Origin of the sequence: Pantoea sp. BS_8 (genome assembly GCF_041954965.1) — a bacterium.
GTDB classification, from domain to species: Bacteria; Pseudomonadota; Gammaproteobacteria; order Enterobacterales; family Enterobacteriaceae; genus Pantoea; species Pantoea stewartii.
This window is the reverse complement of record NZ_JAVAXU010000005.1, coordinates 93801-114764: the sequence shown is the minus strand read 5'-3', so window position 1 is coordinate 114764 and position 20964 is coordinate 93801. Positions and strand designations below refer to the sequence as shown.

The following is a 20964-nucleotide window of genomic DNA, read 5'->3' as shown; positions in this document are numbered from 1 at the left end:
GCTTAACCACACAGTTAGCCTGTTAAGGCCGGGAGCAAAGGGGGAGTAAAATGGCAGTAAGGATGATTGCAGTGGATATGGACGGTACCTTTCTTGATGAAAACAAGCAGTACAATGTCCAGCGCTTTTCACGCCAGTATGCTCTGCTCAAAGAAAAAGGTATTCATTTTGTGGTCGCCAGCGGCAATCAGTATTACCAGTTACAGCGATATTTTCCTGACATCAAAAATGAAATTGCCTTCGTGGCAGAAAACGGTGCGTGGGTGTCGCATGGCGATGAAGTAATATTTTGTGGCGAGCTGGCAAAAGAAAGGGTACACAGCGTACTCGATATTCTGGCCAGAGAACCGGATATCAGCGTCGTTGTTTGTGGCCGCAAAAGTGCTTATGTTCATGCGTCCATGCCGGATAGCGTGATCGGCATGCTAAAAAATCATTATTACCGACTCGAGAAGCGCGACAACCTTTACGATATTGATGACACTGTCTTTAAGTTCTCGCTCAATCTGGCGCACGAAGGGATTGAAAGCCTGATGACGCGTTTGCATACCCAATTGGGCGAAATCGATCACATCATGCATCCCGTTTCCAGCGGTTATGGCTTTATTGACCTGATTATTCCGGGTTGCCATAAAGCACACGGTATCGCTTTGCTTCAGCAAAAATGGGGCATTAGCGATTGTGAAGTGGTGGCTGTCGGCGACAGCGCGAATGATATCGAGATGTTACGTCAGGCCTGCTTTAGTTTTGCAATGGCCAATGCGGGTGAGGCTGTCTCGGCTGTCGCGCGTTTTAAAACCGAGAGTAATACGGACGAGGGCGCGCTGAATGTGATTGCCCGCGTTCTGGCTCGTGAATTTCCATTCGACTGATTTCACTAATCAGACATCAACCAACCCAAATCAAGTCTTGCGGAAACCATAGGTGACGTTGTCACTTGTAGCGATGTTTTCAGGGGCTGCTCACTCATCGTGAGCAGCCTCCCTGACGAGCCTGAACGTAAGCTGAGCATCAACGAGGCATAATATAGTTACAACATACTTTAAGCGTTTTAGGTTATCCATGGCATTAACCTATGTGCCTGTTTCGCCTGCCAGATGCAAAGGCTGGCCCGATGCATATCGGGCCATGGAAGGTTAGCGATCGGCTTTATTTTCATCAACACCGGAGGGATCGTTTTCAGCCTCTGACTGCCACGGTTTCAGGAGCTGAATATCCAAAATGACATAAACCATCGTACTGATAAACAGTGAAATGACGCTACCAAACACACCGCTGGTAGTGAAGGTAAGGTAGTTATAGATGATTAACCATGTGAGGCAAATGAACATCGCGAGCGCCAGCATGATGGATGAAAGCGAGTAGTTGCTGGTACCCGCGCCTTGCTGATGCGTCAGTTTAAATACATGACCTGTGGTATACCTTTCCAGAATCAAAAGTGTTCGTTGCCAGTTACGGCGTTGACGTGACCCCGCGCGCACAAGAAACAGGTAAAGCACAGAAATAAAAAAGCCGGAAAAGGCGATAAGCACCGGCACGGCTTCTAACGCGTATTCAATACTTTTGTGACTCGCCCCGGCGGGACTCAGGTCCAGCGTCAGTGATGCACCCAGCGCCGCATAGAGAAAAACGAACAGGGCCAGAAACGTGATCGTCCGTTTCCAGTCTGCTTCAGCCTCATGATTTTTTTGCTGTAGCGCGACAGTATAAGCGCGATCAATGTGTTCAGCGTGGGGAGAGTGCATCTCAATGACGTCAACGGGTTCGTCCAGAAGTGCGGTGATAAATGGTTTGTGATCGTCAGGCAGGGGGATTTTCATTATCCAGATTCTCGTTGTTAATTTTCGCTTATTTTAGCTGTCCTGAGACGAAATGATACTCACGTTCCAGGTTAAAATGCGTTAAAAGGCAAGCAAATGCCTTTTATTCATCCGGCTTGTTGTACACTGCCGATGATCCCACGACGAGGAAAGCGACGATGAATGACAAGAAAATGATTTCCATCGATCAGTTCAGCGATGAAGAGCGACTTGCCGTCAATGAAGTGCTTCATCATTTGATTGAAAAATACCGCCAACGTACGGGTAAAGAACCGGACGTCAAAAAAGAGAAAGCGCTTAACCTTGAAGCGCGTCAGCAGGTGATGGCGGATAAATTGCTTAAAGAAAAGTTAAAAGCAGAAAAGGAAAACAAAAAACCTGTCCGAAAAAAGAAACCGTCCTCACTGACTGCCAGTGAAGTCAGCGATTTTAACTGGTCTGCGTCGGTCGCGAAGGGCCGCAGGAGATAGCGGCAATGTATTGCTAAATTGACAGCCTGATGCATGACAATGAGGTGATGTTGCGCGTTGGGCTTAAACGTATTTTTTAAAATGCGGGCAGCTAAAATTTTCTCGTCAGAAAAAATAATAAATAAAGCGGAAAGAATCTTAAAAAGTCATGCTGCCTGCTCTTTTTGTAGATAAACTGCATTATATAGACTGCTAATTACGCCTTCGAATGACCTATTACTCACCCGATGATAATCATCTCAAAATGCGATCGACGCGATTTGTTCGTCGCATGTTCGCAATGCGTCAATTAGGGACGATTTTATGTGCCATGCCAATCGCTTCTGTATTAGTCGAACAGGGTCACGGCATCTCCATTTTTGCGTTACTGATCTGTAATGTCATCCTCTGGCCGTCTCTGGCCTATCGCCTTGCGGCTTCCGCGCGTGATTCAACCGCGAGGGAAAGAATGAATCTCACGCTTGATGCGGCGTTTGGCGGTATCTGGGTCGCGTTGCTGGCGCTGAGTCCCATGCCGTGTTTTGTGATCATGGCAGTATTAATTTCCGACCGTTACGCAGCAGGCGGCTGGCCACAGCTCTTGTCCGCATTTCAGTCATTTCTTTTTGCCTTTCTTCTGGTCTGGACGCTTGAAGGCGCGCCGGTATCAATGACATTCAGCCTGCGTACAGCCTGGCTGACATTACCGCTGGCGACCTTTTATATGCTGGCGTTAAGCGTTGTATCCCATAATCTGACGTATATGCTGCGTCAAAAAAATCGCGAGCTTGAACGTATTGCATTAATGGATCCGGGTCTGCAAATTCCTAATCGACGTCTTTTTGAGCGCCGACTCGAAAGCGAATTTCTTCGTACCCGCCGTGGAGACAGTAAAGCCTATCTGATTCTGATCGATGTTGACCATTTCAAACATGTTAACGATACCTATGGTCACGAAGCAGGGGATTTTCTTCTGGCGGAAATTTCAGGTTTATTGCGCGACAGTGTGGGAATGAAAGACACACCGGCGCGGTTCGGTGGCGATGAGCTGGGCGTCATTGTCCGTGATGCTGATGACGCTGGCATCGTCAAACTCGCTGAGCATATTCAGTGGCGCATTACGCAGTTACGGTTGCCTGCTTCGCCCGATTTTACCTGTTCAGTCAGTATTGGTATTGCCTGTGCAGAAAAAGCCAGTTCGATACACGAATGGTTGCGCCGTGCCGATGAAGCGTTATATGACGTTAAGCGCTCAGGACGTAATGGTTTAAAGTTATGGCGAGGTCTTTAAGCACAGGGCGCGATATCTTATACCGCAAAAATAAAGCCGCCTGTTAAGGGCGGCTTTATTGACTCAGATAGCGGGATAATCGCCCGTTCCCTCGGGCCAGGGCGTGAGCAGGTCAAAACCCGTATCGGTAACGGCAACGGTATGCTCCCACTGTGCGGAGAGTGATCGATCCTTCGTGACTACCGTCCAGCCATCGGAAAGCACGCTGGTGCCCGCCTTTCCGGCATTGATCATCGGCTCGATAGTAAAAATCATACCAGCTTTCAAGGGCATCCCTTCACCGGGCGTACCGTAATGCAAAATTTGTGGGTCGGTATGATAAATCTCGCCGACGCCGTGACCGCAATATTCCCTGACAACCGAAAAGCCGGCATTTTCAGCAATGCGCTGAATGGCTGCCCCTATATCGCCTAAGGTCGCGCCAGGACGGACAGTTTTAATACCGGCAACCAGCGACTGATAACTGATATCGACCAGGCGTTTGGCGCGCACGGACGGTGTGCCAACAAAATACATGCGGCTTGTGTCGCCATACCAGCCATCTTTGATAATGGCGACATCGATATTCACGATATCACCGTCTTTCAGTTTTTTTGCCGCAGGGATGCCGTGACAGACAACGTGGTTTACAGAGGTGCAGGTGGTTCGCGTATAACCGTGATAACCGATATTAGCCGGCGTCACGTTGAGTTCATTAACAATAAAATCGTGGCAAATATCGTCCAGCTCTTCCGTCGTAATGCCTGGACGAACGTGCGATGTGATCATGGCCAGCACCTGTGCTGCAGCATGACCTGCCGCGCGAGCTTTTTCGATTTCTTCGGCGGAATGTATTTTCACTGTTCCCATTACACTTCTCCCTGTGGGGCCAGGTCACTCTTAGGCAGCACCTGGCGAATATCGGCACCGCCGTTCATTTCTATGCGAATGAGCGTTTGCGCCAGTTCGTTTTGCGTTAACTGCGGATAGAGCTCGGCCAGCATGCCCAGTTTTAACCAGTGCTCAGCCTGCGAGTTGATCGAGCGGCTCATTGCCTGACTGGCAATACGAAGATTCTCATGCATCACGTCGGATATTTTTACGATGCCCATACTCATCCTGTATATAAAGTGTATGCGTTTTATATACAGGGTAATGCCTGCAGTGGAAATTGCAATGAAAATTCCTGGGCATCTGAAAATGTGTGAAATTTACGCGACTTTCGTCTGTATCTTTTACACCAATGCATATTTATATTTTAGTGTGAAACCTCATAATTTTAGTTATTTGGCGATTCAATACATTGCCAGGCAACCTGCAATCGGCGTGATACTTAGTTGGGCACCTGTAATTTTTGCGCCCCTGCCAGCAGTTGCTCCAGCACGTCAATACGATGCCGGTGTGGTGTTGTGATGGCAAAGAAGCGCTCCTGCAATTCGTCTGACTGGCCCACGGAGACAAGAATGCCGGCGCGTAGCTCATCCTGAACCACAACCTCGGGCAACACGGTGAGCCAGCCGCTGTCGCGGGCGATCAGACGCAGCATCGCCATGTCGTCCACCTCGGCTCGCAGTCTTGGCGTCACGCCGGCCTTAGAACATAAAGCATCAAATTGCGCACGCAGGGCATGGCGCGGGCCGGGCAGGGCAATCTCCACGCCATCCAGGTCTTCCGGGATGCGCAGGCTTTGTGACGCCCATTTGCTCGCGGGGCCGACGACGGAGATAGACTGGCTGCCCAGGAACACGCAGCGCAACGGACGATCGGGATCGGCAGGTACCGTCTCATTAGCCAGCACCACATCCAGCTTATGCTGCGTCAGCCTGACCAGCAGGCCCTCCAGTAATCCGGACTCCAGTGTCAGTACTATGGCAGGGTCGGTAAGCGCGGGCCGAATCCAGTTTTCCTGATAATTTCGCGACAGCGTTGCCACGCTGCCCACGCGTAACCGCGTAACACCGGCTGACGTGCCTTTTAACCGTCCCAACATCTCCTGGCTCAGACCAAAGATGTTGTCGGCATAGGCCATAACCAGCTGACCTGTGTCTGTCAGCATCAGACGGCGACCTTTACGGATTAACAAACTTTCTCCAAGTCGATCCTCCAGTTGCCGAATTTGCACCGAAACGGCCGATTGCGAGGTGGCCAACTCTTCGGCAGCCCGCGTCAGATGCCCAAGCCTGGCCACGCGCCAGAAATAATAAAGGTGATGAAAATTCAACTGGTTGAGGTTCATTGTTCGTTTTTTAATATTGAAATGTGCAAATAAATATATTTTACAGAATAGTTCAGGTCAATGATCATACAGCTAATTAAGCGTATGAGGGAAATACAATGAATATCCTTGATGTTCTGCATCTGGTCTGTTTTTTGGCGCCTGCATTTTTAATGGCCGCATTAGCGGGGCTGACGCGGTTTAGTTGGATTACCATGCCGATGCTTTGGCGTGTATTACAGGGAGTTTCGTTGAGTACCATTGCCTTAACCGGACTGTGTCTTGCCGCGGGCATCAGTAGTACGCAATGGACGGGCGTAATAATGGCAACCTCTTTTGGCCTGGTTTTGGCTTTACTGGTACAAGTGCTGGGTAAGGTTATCGCTTCATTTTCTGCGCGTTACCTTGAAGGGGAAGCCAATCAGCGAGGCTATATTGGCGCACTGGCCGTTGTGCTGTGCAGCGTGCATCTGCTCGTGATCGCCGATAACTGGCTGCTGCTCATCGCGGCCTGGGCCGCAGTCGGTGTGGCACTTCAGCACTTGCTTTGCTTTTATCCCGATCGGCCTTTTGCGCGGCTTGCGGCACACAAAAAGCACATTGCGGATCGCATGGCTGACGTGATGTTGCTTGGCGCTGCCGCGCTCGCCTGGTGGGATGTAGGTAGTTTCTCGCTGTCAGCTCTGGGGATGCATATCGCTCAGCATGGCATGTCCCTGTCCTTACAGGCGAGTGCCGTTCTGCTCGTAATGGCGGTCATTCTTCGTACGGCCTTGCTACCCGTGCATGGCTGGCTGATACAGGTGATGGAGGCGCCAACACCGGTATCGGCGCTCTTGCATGCTGGCGTCGTCAATCTGGGTGGCTTTGTGCTTATTCGCTTCGCACCCATGTTAGATCAGGCAAACGCTGCGCGCATCCTGTTGCTGATTTTCGCGCTGGCGACCGCTGTGCTGGCAGGCATTGTCATGTTGACTCGCATCAGTATTAAAGTGCGGTTGGCCTGGTCAACCGTTGCGCAGATGGGCTTCATGCTGCTCGAATGCGCGCTTGGCCTTTATACGCTGGCGGCACTGCATCTGATTGGCCATTCACTCTATAAAGCCCATGCTTTCCTGTCGGCCTCGGAAGGTGTAAGAGACACTCGCCTGCAGGCTTTGCACCGGGCCGCTTTGCCCACCACCCTTAGCGTGTTTTTTGCCCCCGTGCTGACAATTACCGCCGTGTTTCTGGTGCTGATGCTCTCAGGTCTTGCCGCCTGGCCCTGGTGGTGGTGTGTGGTGCTTGGTATGGCCTGGGCACCGTTACTGTGGTTACCCGAGGCTTCAGAGGGCGGGTCTGGAAAGTCGGCGCAGCTTCTTTTCGGGTGCGTCACGGTGATCGGTCTGACGACAGTTGCGCTGTCAGCACATGCGCTGCCGCTTGGCCTGCAGGATATGCCGGATGACAGTCTGGGTCTGATCGCGCTGGCAGGCATGGCGGCCCTGTATCTCTGTCAGGTGTTATTGCAAAAGCAGCCACAACACCTGTCGCGCTTGCGTCAATGGAGCTATGCGGGTTTTTACCTTGACGAAGCCTTCACACGTCTGGCGCTGCGCTTATGGCCAGCTAACCTCACATCCCGGGTTTCCATACACGTTGAACCTGAAGTGCCAACCGCGCCTGTTGCTGACAGGCTGAGCTGAACCATACGAATAAACTGGAGAGCCTACTGATGGATACCTTAGTCAATAACGAAAAAACCGGTTCGGCGAGCCTGACGCAATCGACACAAAACGCCTGTTCCCGGCATGCTGCAATTGAGCAGGCTTGCAGCCAGGCCTGCCAGGCGATTGCACCTACATGGCCGCTGGATCGCGCCATTGCTGTCAACCCTCACTGGTCGCGTATTGGCATGCCGGTACGCAGGGTCGCCGCCCGGATGGCGGTACTCGGCGGTATCCAGGTATTCCCATCGCGCGATCAGCAGTTCCTGGCCTGGCGCGAGGGCCGTATCAGCCTTGCCGATCTCAATCTGGCGCTACATCAACTGCCCGAAGCACAAGCGACCGGTCTGACGGCTGAACAGTGCCTGGATGCGTTACAGGCAAGAACCTCACCAGTGCAATTGCCGCTGCTAATCGACGTGCTCGACAACGATCCTGATCGGCACCAGAGATTATCCTGGCGGCAGGCTATCACGCACCAGGTTGGTCAAACCTGCGCCGCCTACTTCGATGAAGATCAGGCGAACTGGCAACCTCAGCGACAGGGCTTATATGCCTTCTGGCGGGATACGCTGGGACACGATCAGGGTATCGGTTTGTTAATGGGGTTGCCCCATATCACAAATGCTATCAATGCCTTACCCGATAATGCTACCGATGCGGAGCGTTGGCTTATCGCACGTCTGGGCCTGCCTGAAGCTGTATGGGCGGATTATCTGGAATCGGTACTGCTTACCGTGAATGGGTGGGCTTCCTGGTGTGCCTTTCTGAGCTGGCAGGCGGGACTGGCGGGGGGTAAGGACCCACACCTGCGCGAGTTGCTGACGATTCGCTTAGCCTGGGGCGTAATCCTGTTGGAATGCAAAGATGATGCAGCAACCCGGCACGCGCTTGCTTCGCTTCAGCACGCCTGGAAACAGGCTCACCAGGTGCTGGAGGCGGCGGAACAGGCGATGCTGGTTGAGGAAGTATGGCAACTGGCGCTGGAGATTGGCTATCAGCGTGAGTTGGCACATCGGCTGGCCTCGGCAAACGGTCATGGTACGGAACATCAGGCAATCGAAGCACAGGCTGCTTTCTGCATTGATGTGCGCAGTGAACCGTTGCGCCGTGCGCTTGAGACCGTGAGTGCTGGTATACAGACCATCGGTTTTGCAGGATTCTTTGGCCTTCCCGTTGCCTACACACCGCTGGGCACGCAAGCCCGCCGTCCCCAGTTACCCGGCTTACTTGCGCCTTCCCTGGAGGTCGCTGACCGTATCGTGGAGGCGGGTTCGCAATATAAAGCCGATGCGGCACTGCAAAGCCAGGCCAGTCGTTCGCGTCACGCCCGATTTGCCATGGCCGATCAATGGAATGCGATTAGCCGCTGGCCGGGGGCTGCCTTCTCGTTTGTGGAAGCGGTTGGACTGGGCTACTCGGTCAAGCTGGTAAACTGGTTACGCCCGGGCAATAAAGCACGTGCCAGAGATGATCTTGCTGGCTTACCTGCGCGGTTTCGGGAGACGTGCCGCCCACAACTGGTTGGGCTGGATACTGAGGCTAAAGTTAAGCTCGCTGCCGGGGTTCTTCATGCCATGGGCCTGGAACAGCATCTGGCACCTATAGTGCTCCTCGTTGGACATGGCAGCCAGTCAGCTAACAATGCCCACGCAGCGGCACTGGACTGTGGTGCCTGTTGTGGCCAGACCGGTGAAGTGAATGCACGCAGTCTGGCGCAATTGCTTAACGAACCACAGGTTCGCCAGGGGCTGCAAGCGCAAGGAACAGTGATTCCGGACTCTACGACGTTTGTGGCCGCCCTGCATAACACGACTACCGATGAAATCGAGTGGTTTGATCTCGATTTGTTGCCGCAAAGTGCGCGCGCCCGCTGTGAGCGATTGCAACCGATTTTTAATCAAGCCAGTGATCAGGTCCGCCGCGAGCGGGCACCCGCCCTTAAGCTGGACCCGCGTGCGCCCGAAGATGTGTTGCTCGGACAACTACGCCGTCGCGCTAATGACGGGGCACAAACCCGTCCCGAATGGGGTCTTTCGGGCAACGCAGCCTTTCTTATTGCCCCTCGTCACAGAAGTCGTGGCGTAGTCCTGGGCGGGCGCAGCTTTCTGCATGACTACGATGCGAGTCAGGATAGTGATGGCAGTCTACTGGAAGGCCTGATGACCGCACCCATGCTGGTCACGCACTGGATCAACTGGCAGTACCACGCGTCAACATGCGATCCGCAAAGGTTGGGGAGCGGCAATAAGGTGCTGCACAACGTAGTGGGGGGCCGCATCGGTGTCTTTGAGGGCAATGGCGGCGATCTGCGGATCGGTTTATCACGTCAGTCGCTCCATGACGGCGAGCACTGGATGCACGAGCCGTTGCGCCTGACCGTTGTTATCGACGCGCCGCAAAATGCCATTGACGCAGTGATTGGTAAGCATGAGGTTATCCGGAAACTGCTCGATAACGGCTGGCTCCATCTCTGGCGCTTTGAGGAGGCCGGTCTGGCACGCTATGCACAGGGTAACTGGCTCCCACTGAGTCTGGAGAGTCTATAAGAACGCCTGTGTACTAAGGCCTTCGCTGAAAAAATGAAGCGACTGTCTGCCAGACCAAAAAAGTTACAGTGTAACTAACAGGTGATTTTTTTATTCTGTACAAAGGGGCAACTGTCCCTTTTTACAGGCATAAAAATCGTTTCAACCATTTTCAGGATAACGCGAGCAGGCCAGTTAACGGCCTGCATTTTTTTGCCGGTAAGCTGACGTTCAGCATGACGTGGCGATCAATCCTGGGTGGCATACGAAATTGAATGGGTGTTTTAAAGAGTGATGTCTGGCTAACAGACTGAAAAATAGGGCTTTATCGATGTCATTCAGGCAGCAGAATTAACGAATGTCGTCAGGGTAAACAGGCGAGTCGTCCACATGCAGCACGGCCATAGCCGTCACCTTCAGCCTTTGTCTCGCGGTGGCGAAACCGGAAATCGTATTGACAGAGAGCAGCGGTAATTCATCACGCAACGTTTTTAATAATGTCGACATGCCAGTACGGAATTTTAGTACGCCATCGGGCGGTCTGTAGGCCATAATACGCATTCGGACATTTATTGCAGTGAATGCTTATTTTGCCGATATCATAAGAAGATAGTACAACCCTTGTAACACAGCGCGATGCAACGCATGTCAAACTCATCTCCGGGAACAACGTAATGCGATCACTAATTATCATGGGCCTGGTGTGGGTTCTTGCTGCATGTTCTAACTCTGTGGGACACAATTTCGATACGGCGACTATTCAGAAGATTAAACCCGGTCAGACGACACGCGCGGAGCTCATTCGTATGTTTGGACCGCCTGATACAGAATCACCTTATCCCAACGGGCAGCAGGTCATGATGTGGAAATACAGTCAGGCCAGAGCCCTGGATACATCGGCGGGAAAGACGCTTACTGTGCAAACTCAAAACGGACGAGTTTTTAACTATACGTTTAGCAAGAGCTGAAGCGGCTGGTGTTACGCGCAATTGTTTCATTTTCAATGTAAGAGTGCAGTGCCGCTGTATCAAATGCATTCTGACCACATGGTCAACCCGAGAGTGCCTTGTTATCGTTAATCTCTCCTGTATCCCGAGGCAGGTATTGCAGAGATCTTGCTGGCGGTGCGCCTCATAATTTATGGCAGGGGGCGCACTCATGAAGCGGTAGCACGACGATCAGAACCCCGTAATTTATCTGCGCCTCCTGATATTAGTGAAACTGTCTCACTTGCTATTACAGCGCCTGTTCATCTGAACGTGCGTAGAGGTTTCCTGCCCGGATCTCCGTACAGCGAATAGCTGTCGAAGACACAAAACGCATCGTGGAATTTTTGACCGCATACTTTGCAGTTAGCTGACGTATCCCATTCATCGTCTTTATCTTCTGAAATAGCGCTATTGTGGAAATAATCCATCATTTATCGCGTTGTTCTCTGCGGGTTTAATAACCAATCCATTCAAAAAGAATAAGAGTCTTTTCCTTAATGAATTTCTTAAAAAGCGTACAGCGCTACCATTGTGACTCCAGACTTAACAGGTCTGGAGTCACAGGCTGTTGGAAGGTAGAATCTGGCCGACAGTTTTACGATCAGGAGAGGCAGTGGCAGAAATTTTGACAGAAATGACATCGCCGCATGTGGGCCGTCACGTTATGTGTTGGCTCAATCAGATCAGACATGCTTCCTTGTCTGATCTGGATAATTTTGGCGACGAAGGAACAGTGGAGCAGGTTATCCGCGTGTGGGTAAAACTGTCGTTGCTTGTCACCCGACGTCGTCCCGAAATTGCCATATCATCATTACTCAGGCATGTGTTGCCGAATATTGGCACTTTACCGCTAAAAAACCTGACGCGTTTACGATTAAACAGGCTCTATAACGTCCTGATTTCTGAAGGTAAAAAAGAGGAAGCCCGGCGCGTTTTTGCTCTGACTAAACAGTTTTTGTCCTGGGCCGAAATGCAGGGTTACCTGGCGCATTCGCCCGTGGCTTCACTGAGGAAACGTGATATTGCGGGCCGTGCGTCACCTCCACGAAGCCGGCAACTGTCAGACGCGGAGATTTGGGTTTTCTGGCATGGTCTGGATAACTGGTCGTTGTCAGAACAGGTACGCTGGGCCTTACGCCTGTGTCTGGTCAGTGCCCGTCGGCCTGACGAAGTGGTTCAGGCGCGGAAATCAGAATTTAATCTGCAATCCGGATTATGGAAGCAGGGAACACGTAACAAGTCCCAGCGCGAACATACTTTACCCATTTCAGCGTTAATGCGCCGTTGTATTGAGGCCTTAATTGCCGCCAGCGATCCGGCTTCTCCCTGGCTCGTACCTGCGCCGCGTGATGTCATGCAGCCGCTTTCGAAAGGTGCGCTGAATCAGGCACTACGCCGGATGTTGCGTGCGCCTCGGGGATTAGGGCTGGAACCTTTCACGCCGCGTGATTTACGTCGAACGGCACGTTCGAAACTCGCCGCGCTGGACACGCCAAACGATGTGGCAAGAAAAATTATGAATCATGCATTAGAGGGAATCGATCGGGTTTACGATACGCATGATTATGTTGTGCAAATGCGGACTGCGCTGGAGCGGTATTCAGAAACGGTTGAGCGTATTACTGAAAGCGACAGCTACCATCATCTCCCTCATCGGTATGAGAATGAGACGCTACAATTAGCCAGTTCATCAATAATGATGATGAGCAGATAATCTCTTAAAACAATGTTTCCAATAAAATGCGCGGTATCGAAATCAATACCGCGCATTTTGTCAGATCAGGAAATCGTCAAGCGAACCGCCAGCGTCCAGCGCCTTTTTAATTGGCGATGGTGTACGGCCCTGGCCTGTCCACGATTTAGTTTCACCGTTTTCATCGGTATAGCGATATTTAGCAGGGCGAGGTGCGCGCTTAGCTTTTGTTTTTGTCTCTGTGGGCAAATCAACCAGTTCAGAAATATCAATGCCGTCATTCATCAGCATTTCTTTATACTTAGCTAACTTATCTGCTTTCTCGCGCAGCATAGCTTGCTCAGCTTCTTCTTCTTCACGGCGTTCAGCGACAACGACAGAAAGCTTTTCGAGCATTTCATTTAACACATCAAGCTCAATTTCCCGGGCTTGTGCGCGTAGAATACGAAGGTTATTTAATGCTTTGAGCGCATCCATTGGTTAATCCTTAAATTACAGCGAATATTTAAACAGGGTCATTCTACGAAAAATAATCAAGGAAAGAAATATCTCTTCTGTCTGAAATGTACAAATTTGTTACCGCTTAGGATTATTACGGCATTTTAAACGCATTAAACATACATAAAATTTAAATGCCAGACGCATTGTCAGCGCCTTTTTCGTTGAGGTCCAGGTGATAAACGGTAGCATATTACGGTGACGTATTGAAAATAACGCCCATTTATTTACTTAAAAAAGCAATAAAAATCAGTGTGTAATGCATTACCTCCTTACCAGTTACAGGGATATTACGGCATAATAAAGTCGCTTCATTCCAGCGCAGGTAAATGATAACGTCAGGTTAATAATTCCCCATGATAAATTGTCCTAATCTTCATTCTGCTCCAAAATGGTTGTGTCTTAATCGCCGGATAATGCGTTAACCGTCTTGTTCATTCCTGTTCACGGGATTAGTTTTTGTGAAGCCAGACGATTACTGAAGTCTGCAACTTTTCTTACAGGACAAATCCTTCTTTTAACACGGTTAGTCAGCGCAATATAGATCGCTATGATGGATAACATTGTGGGTACGCGCGCCTGTCTGTCTTAAGGTTTAATCACACATTTCGTGCTGTAAAGCAGAGCTATAAGCGGAGCGTTGACAAGTGACGGCAAGAATAAAAACGGGTAGCTAATATCATCCTGATGGCCTCTCTCCGTCACTGTACTTAAAGCCAGTCGAGAGGTTATCGTCGCTATAAGAATTTATCAGATCAACAACATTTATATGGCTGCGGACGTGATGCCGTTTGCTTATGAAAACACAACGTATTGCTGCCATTAGATTCTTGCACTTTTCGCTAAGGCGGATATTGTCATCTTTTCCGCTATGGGATGCTTTTCATTCCACGTCTGAAAAGTGAGTCGCTCTGTCTGACAGAATAACGTGCAGGGGGTTTCTGGAACCATTCAAAACCGCTTTTCACAAAAACATGCGTAGTGCGGCGTCTTTATCATTTTCCTCAGGATGAATTTTGAAATGCCGGAAGGGTGAACAGTCGGTGTGAAGGGCGGCACTGGTCTGCACATGCCGTACATTAGCAATAAAAGATATAAACGTTCATCGCTGCCGTTTGCAAAACAGCTTTGCCACCGATAAATACACAGGTCCTTGTCAGGGCGTCACGTCCGACTTTCTTCCCGATTCTTTTATACAGCCTCGCCAGAGCACTCTCTGCCAGTGAAAGACAAGTTCAGCCCCTGACGAGTGATGCGGCTTTGACGAACGGAACAGAGAGCGCAGGATAAACGGCTTATGCTATGCGTAATATTTTCGGTTCATCTGTCAGGCACTGGATGGAAAATAAAACGTCAGTGACTTGATACTGTCAGCACTATGATGACGCCTGCATCAGTCTGGCTGGCGAACAGAGCCCCTGAAAGAACTTCGCGGCCGGTTTCTCTGTGGCTTACGGTATTTCCGCGCTTTGGAAAGGTGCAAAAACGCAGACGATGCGCAAAAGATTGTGTGTCTTTAAATAGCCAATGCAGCGGGTGCTTATTAAACGGAGCGGTGTTTTACATCATGCCTTATTCGGACTTATTCACGTCCTGCGTTGTTCTGTTTTATCCGCTCTACTCTGTAACCCCGCGTTTTGCGCAAATGTTCACGCCAGAAAGGCGCGAATTTGCGCTACACTCACCAGCGATGACCTCTTGTTCTGTCTCAATGATAAATTTGACTGAGGCAGCGTAATCAACGTGGAAGAAGCATGAAAATCAGATTCCTTTCGGCCAATGAGCAAAAACTGGCGGAGGTCCGCGGAATACTGGAACCTGTGGGCGTGGACGTCGTACCCATCGCGCGTCGCATTGAAGAAATTCAAACGGAAAATGAACTGGATTTAGTGCGAGATAAACTGACGAAGGCCTTCTCTATTATCGGACGTCCGCTTTTTGTTGAGCACACCGGGCTGTATCTGGATGGCCTGAATGGTTTGCCTGCGGGGCTGACGCGTATTTTCTGGAATCGCCTCGGTGCCGATCGCTTTGCATCGCTGGTACAGGGCCTCGACAGTCAGGGTGTAACCGCCAAAACCGTACTGGGTTATTGCGACGGACGCAAAATGTACCAGTTTTTCGGCGAATTGCGCGGCACTATTGCACCTGAACCTGCCGGTCCCCATGGATTCCAGTGGGACTGTATCTTTATTCCCGAAGGATACGATCAAACCTTCGCTGAGATGGGCGAGAAGAAAAACGAAATTTCCAACCGTCGCATTGCGCTGGATCGTTTTGCTGCCTTTTTAAAAACTGCACGAGGCGTGGCATGAAACCTGAGCTCAAACGCGCATACGATTCCGGCAAGCTCATTCTGTTTGCCGGAGCCGGTCTTTCCCGTAATCTCGGCCTGCCTGAATGGCATGAGCTTATCGCTCATCTGGCTAATGAACTGGGGTACGATCCGAAAATTTTTAATACTTACGGTACGCACCTCTCTCTGGCTGAGTACTACAAGCAGAAAAAAGGTTCGTTAGGACCGTTACGAAGCTGGATGGATCGCGAATGGCACCGGCCTGATATTGATGTCCGCAGCTCTGAAATTCATACCATGATCACTCAGGGCAACTTTTCACGCATCTATACCACGAATTACGATCGGTGGCTGGAAGCCGCGCATGAGGCCCATGGCGTGCCTTATTCAAAAGTGGCGAATGCAGCCGATCTGGTTTCACTCACCGAAGATAAACGTCATATCATCAAACTTCATGGCGACTTTGATGACGATACTTCTATCGTACTGGATGAAAGCAGCTACTTTGAACGCCTCTATTTTGATTCGCCGTTAGATATCAAGCTGACCCATGATGTCATGGGCAATTCGGTTTTGTTTGTTGGCTACAGCATCAGTGATTTTAATATTCGTCTGCTCTTCTATCGGCTGACAAAAATGTGGGGGCGCACAGGCCTGGCAACCGCCCGACCCAAATCTTACCTTTTTACCAATCGCAATAACCCGGTGGCAAAAGAAGTATTGGGGCAATGGGGAATCGAAATGATCGTGTCGGAAGAGGACGATCCCCGTAAAGCGCTGGCTGAGTTTATGGAAGAATTACTGGCCTGATGCACACCGAATGGCGTAAGCAGGGCAGGTTTAACCGTTGTGTCTTTTCTTCACTGGAAAACGTCGCCGACTGTGTTATACTGTATAAATAAACAGTATGTGAGGGCAATAAAATGGCTGTCGAAACCAAATTTGTAGTAGTCAGAAAGGGTGAAGAGAAGATGACATTTGCCAATAAGAAAGAGGCCGATGCCTACGACAAAATGCTGGATATGGCAGAGGCGTTCACCGACTGGTTACTGGCACACCAGGCCGATATGGACGAATCGCAGGCTGAAACCTTAGGGTTGTTGCTGGCAGAGCAAAAAGACGCGGTACAGCATATTCTTCGCACCAGCAAATTACCTGGCACGGCGCAAAATGTGTCAGAAACAGCTGACGCGACTGCGCAAAGTGAGAAAAAAGTCCGCGCCGTTAAAGCGGCCTGATGGTTCATTCCTGGCAGTTCATTACCTGTGAACTGCCTGCCTGTTATCCCGCACAACGCTCTCCCCATAACGCTTCGCGCGCACTGACTGGTTTGCGCCGTGCTTGCCTGCATTACGATCAGCCAGTCAAATGTGTGATGGCAAAAGCGTAGTGATGGAGATATCTTGCAAGCCAGCCAAAACAAAGCGCAGAGCTGTGAAGCCAGCCAGTATGATTCCACATGAATAAGTCCGGTTTTTCATCCCACCAAAAAAGAGGGCACAAACTGACATATTTTTTCCGCCAGTTTATTGTTTCAGGTCAAAATCATCGCGATAAGTTACCAAAATTTCACTTTCCCGCCCGGTGTTCAGACGACATCGTGACGATCGCCACGCGTTGTGGGATGAGAAATGACTAAAAAAGTGACGCTGTTATCGCTGATATTGCGAGCCTGATGTTTTGCGCCGGGGGGAATTTCAATTCCCTGTTGCGTCTGCAGATGATGCATCACACCGTCCACCTCAAGGCTGAGCTGGCCTTCCAGCACAAAAAAGAACTGCCGCGATCGCACATGATAATGCCGTATTTCATGTGTTGCAGGCGGCATCTGCTCATAAATAATGCTCAGATCGTGTCTTTTAAGCAGATGCCAACCCTCACACTGCTCACCCCAGAAATAATGTTCTGCGTTCTCTTTCGAAATCATGCGCTTTCCCCCTGATGATGAACGTTGTGATTAAGGTCTGACTTAAGTCATGAGAATTAAAGTTCGTTTATTGAGCGCCGATAGATCCTTAAGGAACATAAAAGCGTCTGTCTGGCAGGGAAGTCAATTAAGCCGATCGATTTCAGGGGAATCCGCATGACTTCTCAACCTGCAAAAAAAACACTGACCACCCGCACCCAGATGCTGCTTGCCGGTGGCCTGACTATTACGCTTGGTTTTACCGTCACCATTGGCGTCCTGAGCTGGCAATCGGCAAAAGAGCAAAAAAACTTAGCGGAAAATTATCTTCAACAGATTGCACAAAGTCGCGGTCTGCAGATTCAGCAAGAGCTGAATTACGCGCGCGATATGGCACACAGCCTTGGCCAAAGCCTGATTGCCTTACCAAAAGCGGGCGTTAATGACCGGAAAATTGCCGACAAAATTATGGAGTATTCCCTCAGGGCCAACCCTGGCTATCTCTCTATGTCCGTGATTTTTGAACCTGACGCGTTTGACGGTCGCGATGCGGAGTTTGTTGGTCAGAAAGGACAGCCACCTCAGGGCCGCTATGCCTGGTTTGTTGACCGCGATCAGTCCGGCAACTATGCCATGCATCCGCTGCTCTCCTATTTGACGCCTGGCCAGGGGGATTATTATCTGGTCCCTCAACAGTCGCGTAAAGATACCCTGATAGAGCCCTACAGCTACCCGTACAACGGCGTGCCAACCTTACTGACCTCGGTTGCCTCACCCATTATCGATCAAGGCAAGCTCATGGCGGTGGTCACATCGGATATTTCGCTTGCGTCATTACAGCAAAAAGTTAACCAGATAAAACCCTGGCAGGAGACGGGTTATGCGCTGTTGCTTTCGAACAGTGGCAAAGTGGTATCTTCACCTGTCAAAAATGACGCCGGTAAGGAATGGAAAGGCGACAAAGACAATTTTACCCGTCAGATCGTCGAACATGATGATCCGGTGTTGGGTGAAAGAGCCATGTACACCTGGTATCCGGTGGTGACAGGCAACAGCGATAAGCCCTGGTATGTGGGAATTGTCGCCCCTGTCAGCCAGGTCATGGCCGCCGCGAACCGCCAGCTCTATTGGGCTATCGGTTTAATGCTTGTGAGCATCCTGCTGGTAGGTGCCGTACTGGGGTTATTGTTTAATCGCAAAGTAATGCGCCCGCTTGGTGGCGAACCTGCAGAAGCAGCCCGCATCGCGCTGGCCGTTGCGGAAGGCAAACTCAGCAATGATATTCAGGTCGCGCACGGTGACAACGCCAGCCTGTTTTACGCCCTGCACACCATGCAGAGCCAGTTGCAATCCATTGTGGGCCAGATTAAAGATGCCAGCGCGTCTGTCAGAGAGGGGGCCAGTGAGATAGCCAGCGGCAACCTGGATTTAGCCTCGCGCACCGAACAACAAGCGGCAGCACTGGAAGAGACAGCAGCCAGCATGGAACAAATCAGCGCCACGGTTCGCCTGAACGCGGATAACGCCCAGCAGGCTACGCACCTGACCGGAAATGCGACAACCATTGCCAGCCGGGGCGAAAACCTGGTGGGCCAGGTGGTACAGACCATGTCGCAAATTGATGACAGCTCAAAGAAAATTGGCGATATCACGACCATGATCAACAGCATTGCCTTCCAGACCAATATCCTGGCGCTCAACGCAGCCGTTGAGGCGGCCAGGGCGGGCGAGCAGGGGCGCGGATTTGCGGTAGTGGCCTCTGAGGTCAGAAACCTGGCGCAACGCAGTGCCGGTGCGGTTAAAGACATTGCCGCGCTTATTGAGGAGTCCAGTGCCCGGGTACAAAGCGGCGTCACGCTGGTCAATGAGGCAGGCAAAACGATGCATGAAATGACCCAGGCTGTCTCCTCTGTACAAAGTATCATCAACGAAATCGTTGCCGCGTCAGATGAACAGGCGCGAGGAATTAGTCAGGTGACGATTGCGGTAAATGAAATGGACGGAACAACGCAGCAAAACGCGGCTTTGGTGCAACAAATGTCGGCGGCAGCCAGTTCGCTTGAAGATCAGGCGCAACAGCTGGCCCAGACGGTGCAGCAATTCCGTTAAGTGAAAGCCGCTGAATAAAAACAACCCGCGCACATCGCGGGTTGTTTTTTTACTGGCTTAGCCCGGATAGATACCGCGATCTTTACGGGCCATCAGAATACGCTCACAGGCAACGATATAGGCTGCGGTGCGCAGAGAGCAGTCTTTCTCTTTGGCTTTTTCCCAAACGTGAATCATGGCTTCAGTCATGATTTTATCAGACCGCTTATTAATCTCGTCTTCACTCCAGAAGAAACTGGCCATATCCTGCACCCATTCGAAGTAACTGACCGTCACACCGCCGGCGTTACAGATAACGTCTGGGACCACAATCACGCCACGGTTTGCCAGCACATCGTCAGCATCGGGATAGGTAGGACCGTTGGCACCTTCAAGTACCAGTTTACAGCTCAGGGTCTCAGCGCGTTCACGGGTAATCTGACCCTCAAGGGCTGCCGGAATGAGAATATCCATTTCCGTGTGCCAGAAGGCCTCTTTATCAATGACTTGTGCGCCTTTGAAGCCAGCAATCTGTTTGTTTTCGGCCTGCCATTGCGTCAGTGCATCCATATCAATACCGTCGGCATTGAACAGGGTAGCGGTATGATCCTGAATCACTACGACGCGTGCGCCAGCCTGGCTGAACAGACGTGCCGCTTCACTGCCAACGTTACCGAAACCCTGAACGGCGACGCGCGCACCTTCAATCTCAATACCGGCACGGCGCGCCACTTCGCGACCTGTAACAAAAACGCCGCGACCGGTGGCTTTTTCGCGACCCAGCGATCCACCCAGGTGAATAGGTTTACCTGTCACGACGCCCGTCACGGTGGTGCCCAGATTCATGGAGTAGGTATCCATCATCCAGGCCATAACTTTACCGTTGGTACCGACATCGGGTGCCGGAATGTCTTTTTGTGGACCGATGATGATACCAATTTCGCTGGTATAGCGGCGGGTTAAACGCTCAAGCTCACCTTCAGACAATTTGAAGGGATCTACACGAATCCCGCCTTTAGCACCACCATAAGGCAGGTTCACAGCGGCACATTTGATGGTCATCCAGGCGGAGAGTGCCATGACTTCATTCAGGTCAACATCCGGATGATAGCGGATTCCGCCTTTGCCGGGGCCGCGTGACAGATTATGTTGAACACGGTAACCCTCAAAATGACGAATCGTACCGTCATCCATTTGCAAAGGAATATCAACGATTAAGGCACGTTTAGGATGACGTAACGTATCGATCCAGCGAGAGAGATCGCCCAAATAAGGGGCAACGCGATCGATTTGTTGAAGGTAGGTAGACCAGGCGGATGTACTACTGTCAGACGCGTAAGATAACTTATCCATACAGAACCTTTCTTATCGACGTTATTTATTGTGTTGAGCCGTGGAAACAACACGCTTTTCAGCGCATATATAATTTATCACTGCCAGAAAAAATATGATGTCGGCCCGGCACGCATTATCGCTATGCTATTTCGATTAACGCTGAATAAGAGT

At 50.8% G+C, this 20964-nt stretch carries 18 protein-coding genes; 10 read left to right on the top strand and 8 right to left on the bottom strand.

Translation table 11 applies throughout. From position 1 onward, the window contains the following. Positions 1-50: 50 nt before the first annotated feature. The gene (locus RAC65_RS12070) at positions 51-872 is read left to right on the top strand and encodes a Cof-type HAD-IIB family hydrolase (RefSeq protein ID WP_033742381.1); all 822 of its coding nucleotides are present in this window, start codon (positions 51-53) and stop codon (positions 870-872) included. A 264-nt stretch (positions 873-1136) separates the two neighbouring features. Here the strand turns inward: RAC65_RS12070 and RAC65_RS12065 are convergent, their stop codons facing one another. After that, entirely contained in the window at positions 1137-1820 is a 684-nt protein-coding gene (locus RAC65_RS12065; RefSeq protein WP_058702517.1) for a hypothetical protein, read from the bottom strand. Positions 1821-1978: 158 nt separating this feature from the next. Between RAC65_RS12065 and RAC65_RS12060 the strand changes: the two genes are divergently transcribed. Beyond that, the gene (locus RAC65_RS12060; protein WP_006121995.1) at positions 1979-2290 is read left to right on the top strand and encodes a hypothetical protein; all 312 of its coding nucleotides are present in this window, start codon (positions 1979-1981) and stop codon (positions 2288-2290) included. Between the two features lie 208 nt (positions 2291-2498). Continuing rightward, the gene (locus tag RAC65_RS12055; protein WP_375096747.1) at positions 2499-3560 is read left to right on the top strand and encodes a diguanylate cyclase; all 1062 of its coding nucleotides are present in this window, start codon (positions 2499-2501) and stop codon (positions 3558-3560) included. Between the two features lie 63 nt (positions 3561-3623). On the opposite strand, the gene map is transcribed toward RAC65_RS12055, so the two are convergent. The 3 genes from map to RAC65_RS12040 form a co-directional block, all read right to left on the bottom strand. Beyond that, entirely contained in the window at positions 3624-4409 is a 786-nt protein-coding gene (gene map / locus RAC65_RS12050; RefSeq protein WP_058702519.1) for a type I methionyl aminopeptidase, read from the bottom strand. Beyond that, complete coding sequence (locus RAC65_RS12045) at positions 4409-4651, bottom strand: ParD-like family protein (RefSeq protein WP_033742389.1); 243 nt, start codon at positions 4649-4651, stop codon at positions 4409-4411. Before RAC65_RS12045 ends, map begins: the two co-directional genes overlap by 1 nt. A 221-nt stretch (positions 4652-4872) precedes the next feature. Next, entirely contained in the window at positions 4873-5775 is a 903-nt protein-coding gene (locus RAC65_RS12040) for a LysR family transcriptional regulator (RefSeq protein ID WP_006121992.1), read from the bottom strand. Between the two features lie 98 nt (positions 5776-5873). On the opposite strand from RAC65_RS12040, the gene RAC65_RS12035 reads away from it, so the two are divergent. Both RAC65_RS12035 and RAC65_RS12030 read left to right on the top strand, forming a co-directional pair. Continuing rightward, positions 5874-7439, top strand: a complete 1566-nt coding sequence (locus RAC65_RS12035) for an NADH-quinone oxidoreductase subunit L (RefSeq protein WP_375096746.1) — start codon at positions 5874-5876, stop codon at positions 7437-7439. A 29-nt stretch (positions 7440-7468) separates the two neighbouring features. After that, on the top strand, positions 7469-10009 hold the full coding sequence (locus RAC65_RS12030) for a YbcC family protein (protein ID WP_081316789.1): 2541 nt from the start codon (positions 7469-7471) through the stop codon (positions 10007-10009). Positions 10010-10339: 330 nt separating this feature from the next. Here the strand turns inward: RAC65_RS12030 and RAC65_RS12025 are convergent, their stop codons facing one another. Further along, positions 10340-10540, bottom strand: coding sequence for a hypothetical protein (locus RAC65_RS12025; RefSeq protein ID WP_141119408.1), 201 nt, complete (start codon positions 10538-10540; stop codon positions 10340-10342). Positions 10541-11611: 1071 nt separating this feature from the next. Between RAC65_RS12025 and RAC65_RS12020 the strand changes: the two genes are divergently transcribed. Beyond that, on the top strand, positions 11612-12691 hold the full coding sequence (locus RAC65_RS12020; protein ID WP_039339626.1) for a site-specific integrase: 1080 nt from the start codon (positions 11612-11614) through the stop codon (positions 12689-12691). Between the two features lie 60 nt (positions 12692-12751). Here RAC65_RS12020 and RAC65_RS12015 read toward each other — a convergent pair whose 3' ends face one another. Continuing rightward, complete coding sequence (locus RAC65_RS12015; protein WP_006121986.1) at positions 12752-13147, bottom strand: H-NS family nucleoid-associated regulatory protein; 396 nt, start codon at positions 13145-13147, stop codon at positions 12752-12754. A 1775-nt stretch (positions 13148-14922) separates the two neighbouring features. On the opposite strand from RAC65_RS12015, the gene RAC65_RS12010 reads away from it, so the two are divergent. The 3 genes from RAC65_RS12010 (at position 14923) to RAC65_RS12000 (ending at position 16702) form a co-directional block, all read left to right on the top strand. Next, positions 14923-15483, top strand: coding sequence for a non-canonical purine NTP pyrophosphatase (locus tag RAC65_RS12010; protein ID WP_033742402.1), 561 nt, complete (start codon positions 14923-14925; stop codon positions 15481-15483). Continuing rightward, positions 15480-16274, top strand: coding sequence for an SIR2 family protein (locus tag RAC65_RS12005; protein WP_033742404.1), 795 nt, complete (start codon positions 15480-15482; stop codon positions 16272-16274). The genes RAC65_RS12010 and RAC65_RS12005 overlap by 4 nt, the downstream gene beginning before the upstream one ends. Before the next feature lie 113 nt (positions 16275-16387). After that, on the top strand, positions 16388-16702 hold the full coding sequence (locus tag RAC65_RS12000; protein WP_006121982.1) for a YebG family protein: 315 nt from the start codon (positions 16388-16390) through the stop codon (positions 16700-16702). A gap of 350 nt (positions 16703-17052) precedes the next feature. On the opposite strand, the gene RAC65_RS11995 is transcribed toward RAC65_RS12000, so the two are convergent. Then, positions 17053-17391, bottom strand: a complete 339-nt coding sequence (locus tag RAC65_RS11995) for a cupin domain-containing protein (RefSeq protein ID WP_367144112.1) — start codon at positions 17389-17391, stop codon at positions 17053-17055. A 156-nt stretch (positions 17392-17547) separates the two neighbouring features. On the opposite strand from RAC65_RS11995, the gene RAC65_RS11990 reads away from it, so the two are divergent. Further along, complete coding sequence (locus RAC65_RS11990; protein ID WP_375096745.1) at positions 17548-19479, top strand: methyl-accepting chemotaxis protein; 1932 nt, start codon at positions 17548-17550, stop codon at positions 19477-19479. Positions 19480-19536: 57 nt separating this feature from the next. Here RAC65_RS11990 and RAC65_RS11985 read toward each other — a convergent pair whose 3' ends face one another. Next, positions 19537-20811 (bottom strand): Glu/Leu/Phe/Val dehydrogenase, encoded by a 1275-nt coding sequence (locus RAC65_RS11985; RefSeq protein WP_033742410.1) that lies wholly within the window; start codon positions 20809-20811, stop codon positions 19537-19539. Between the last annotated feature and the right edge of the window lie 153 nt (positions 20812-20964).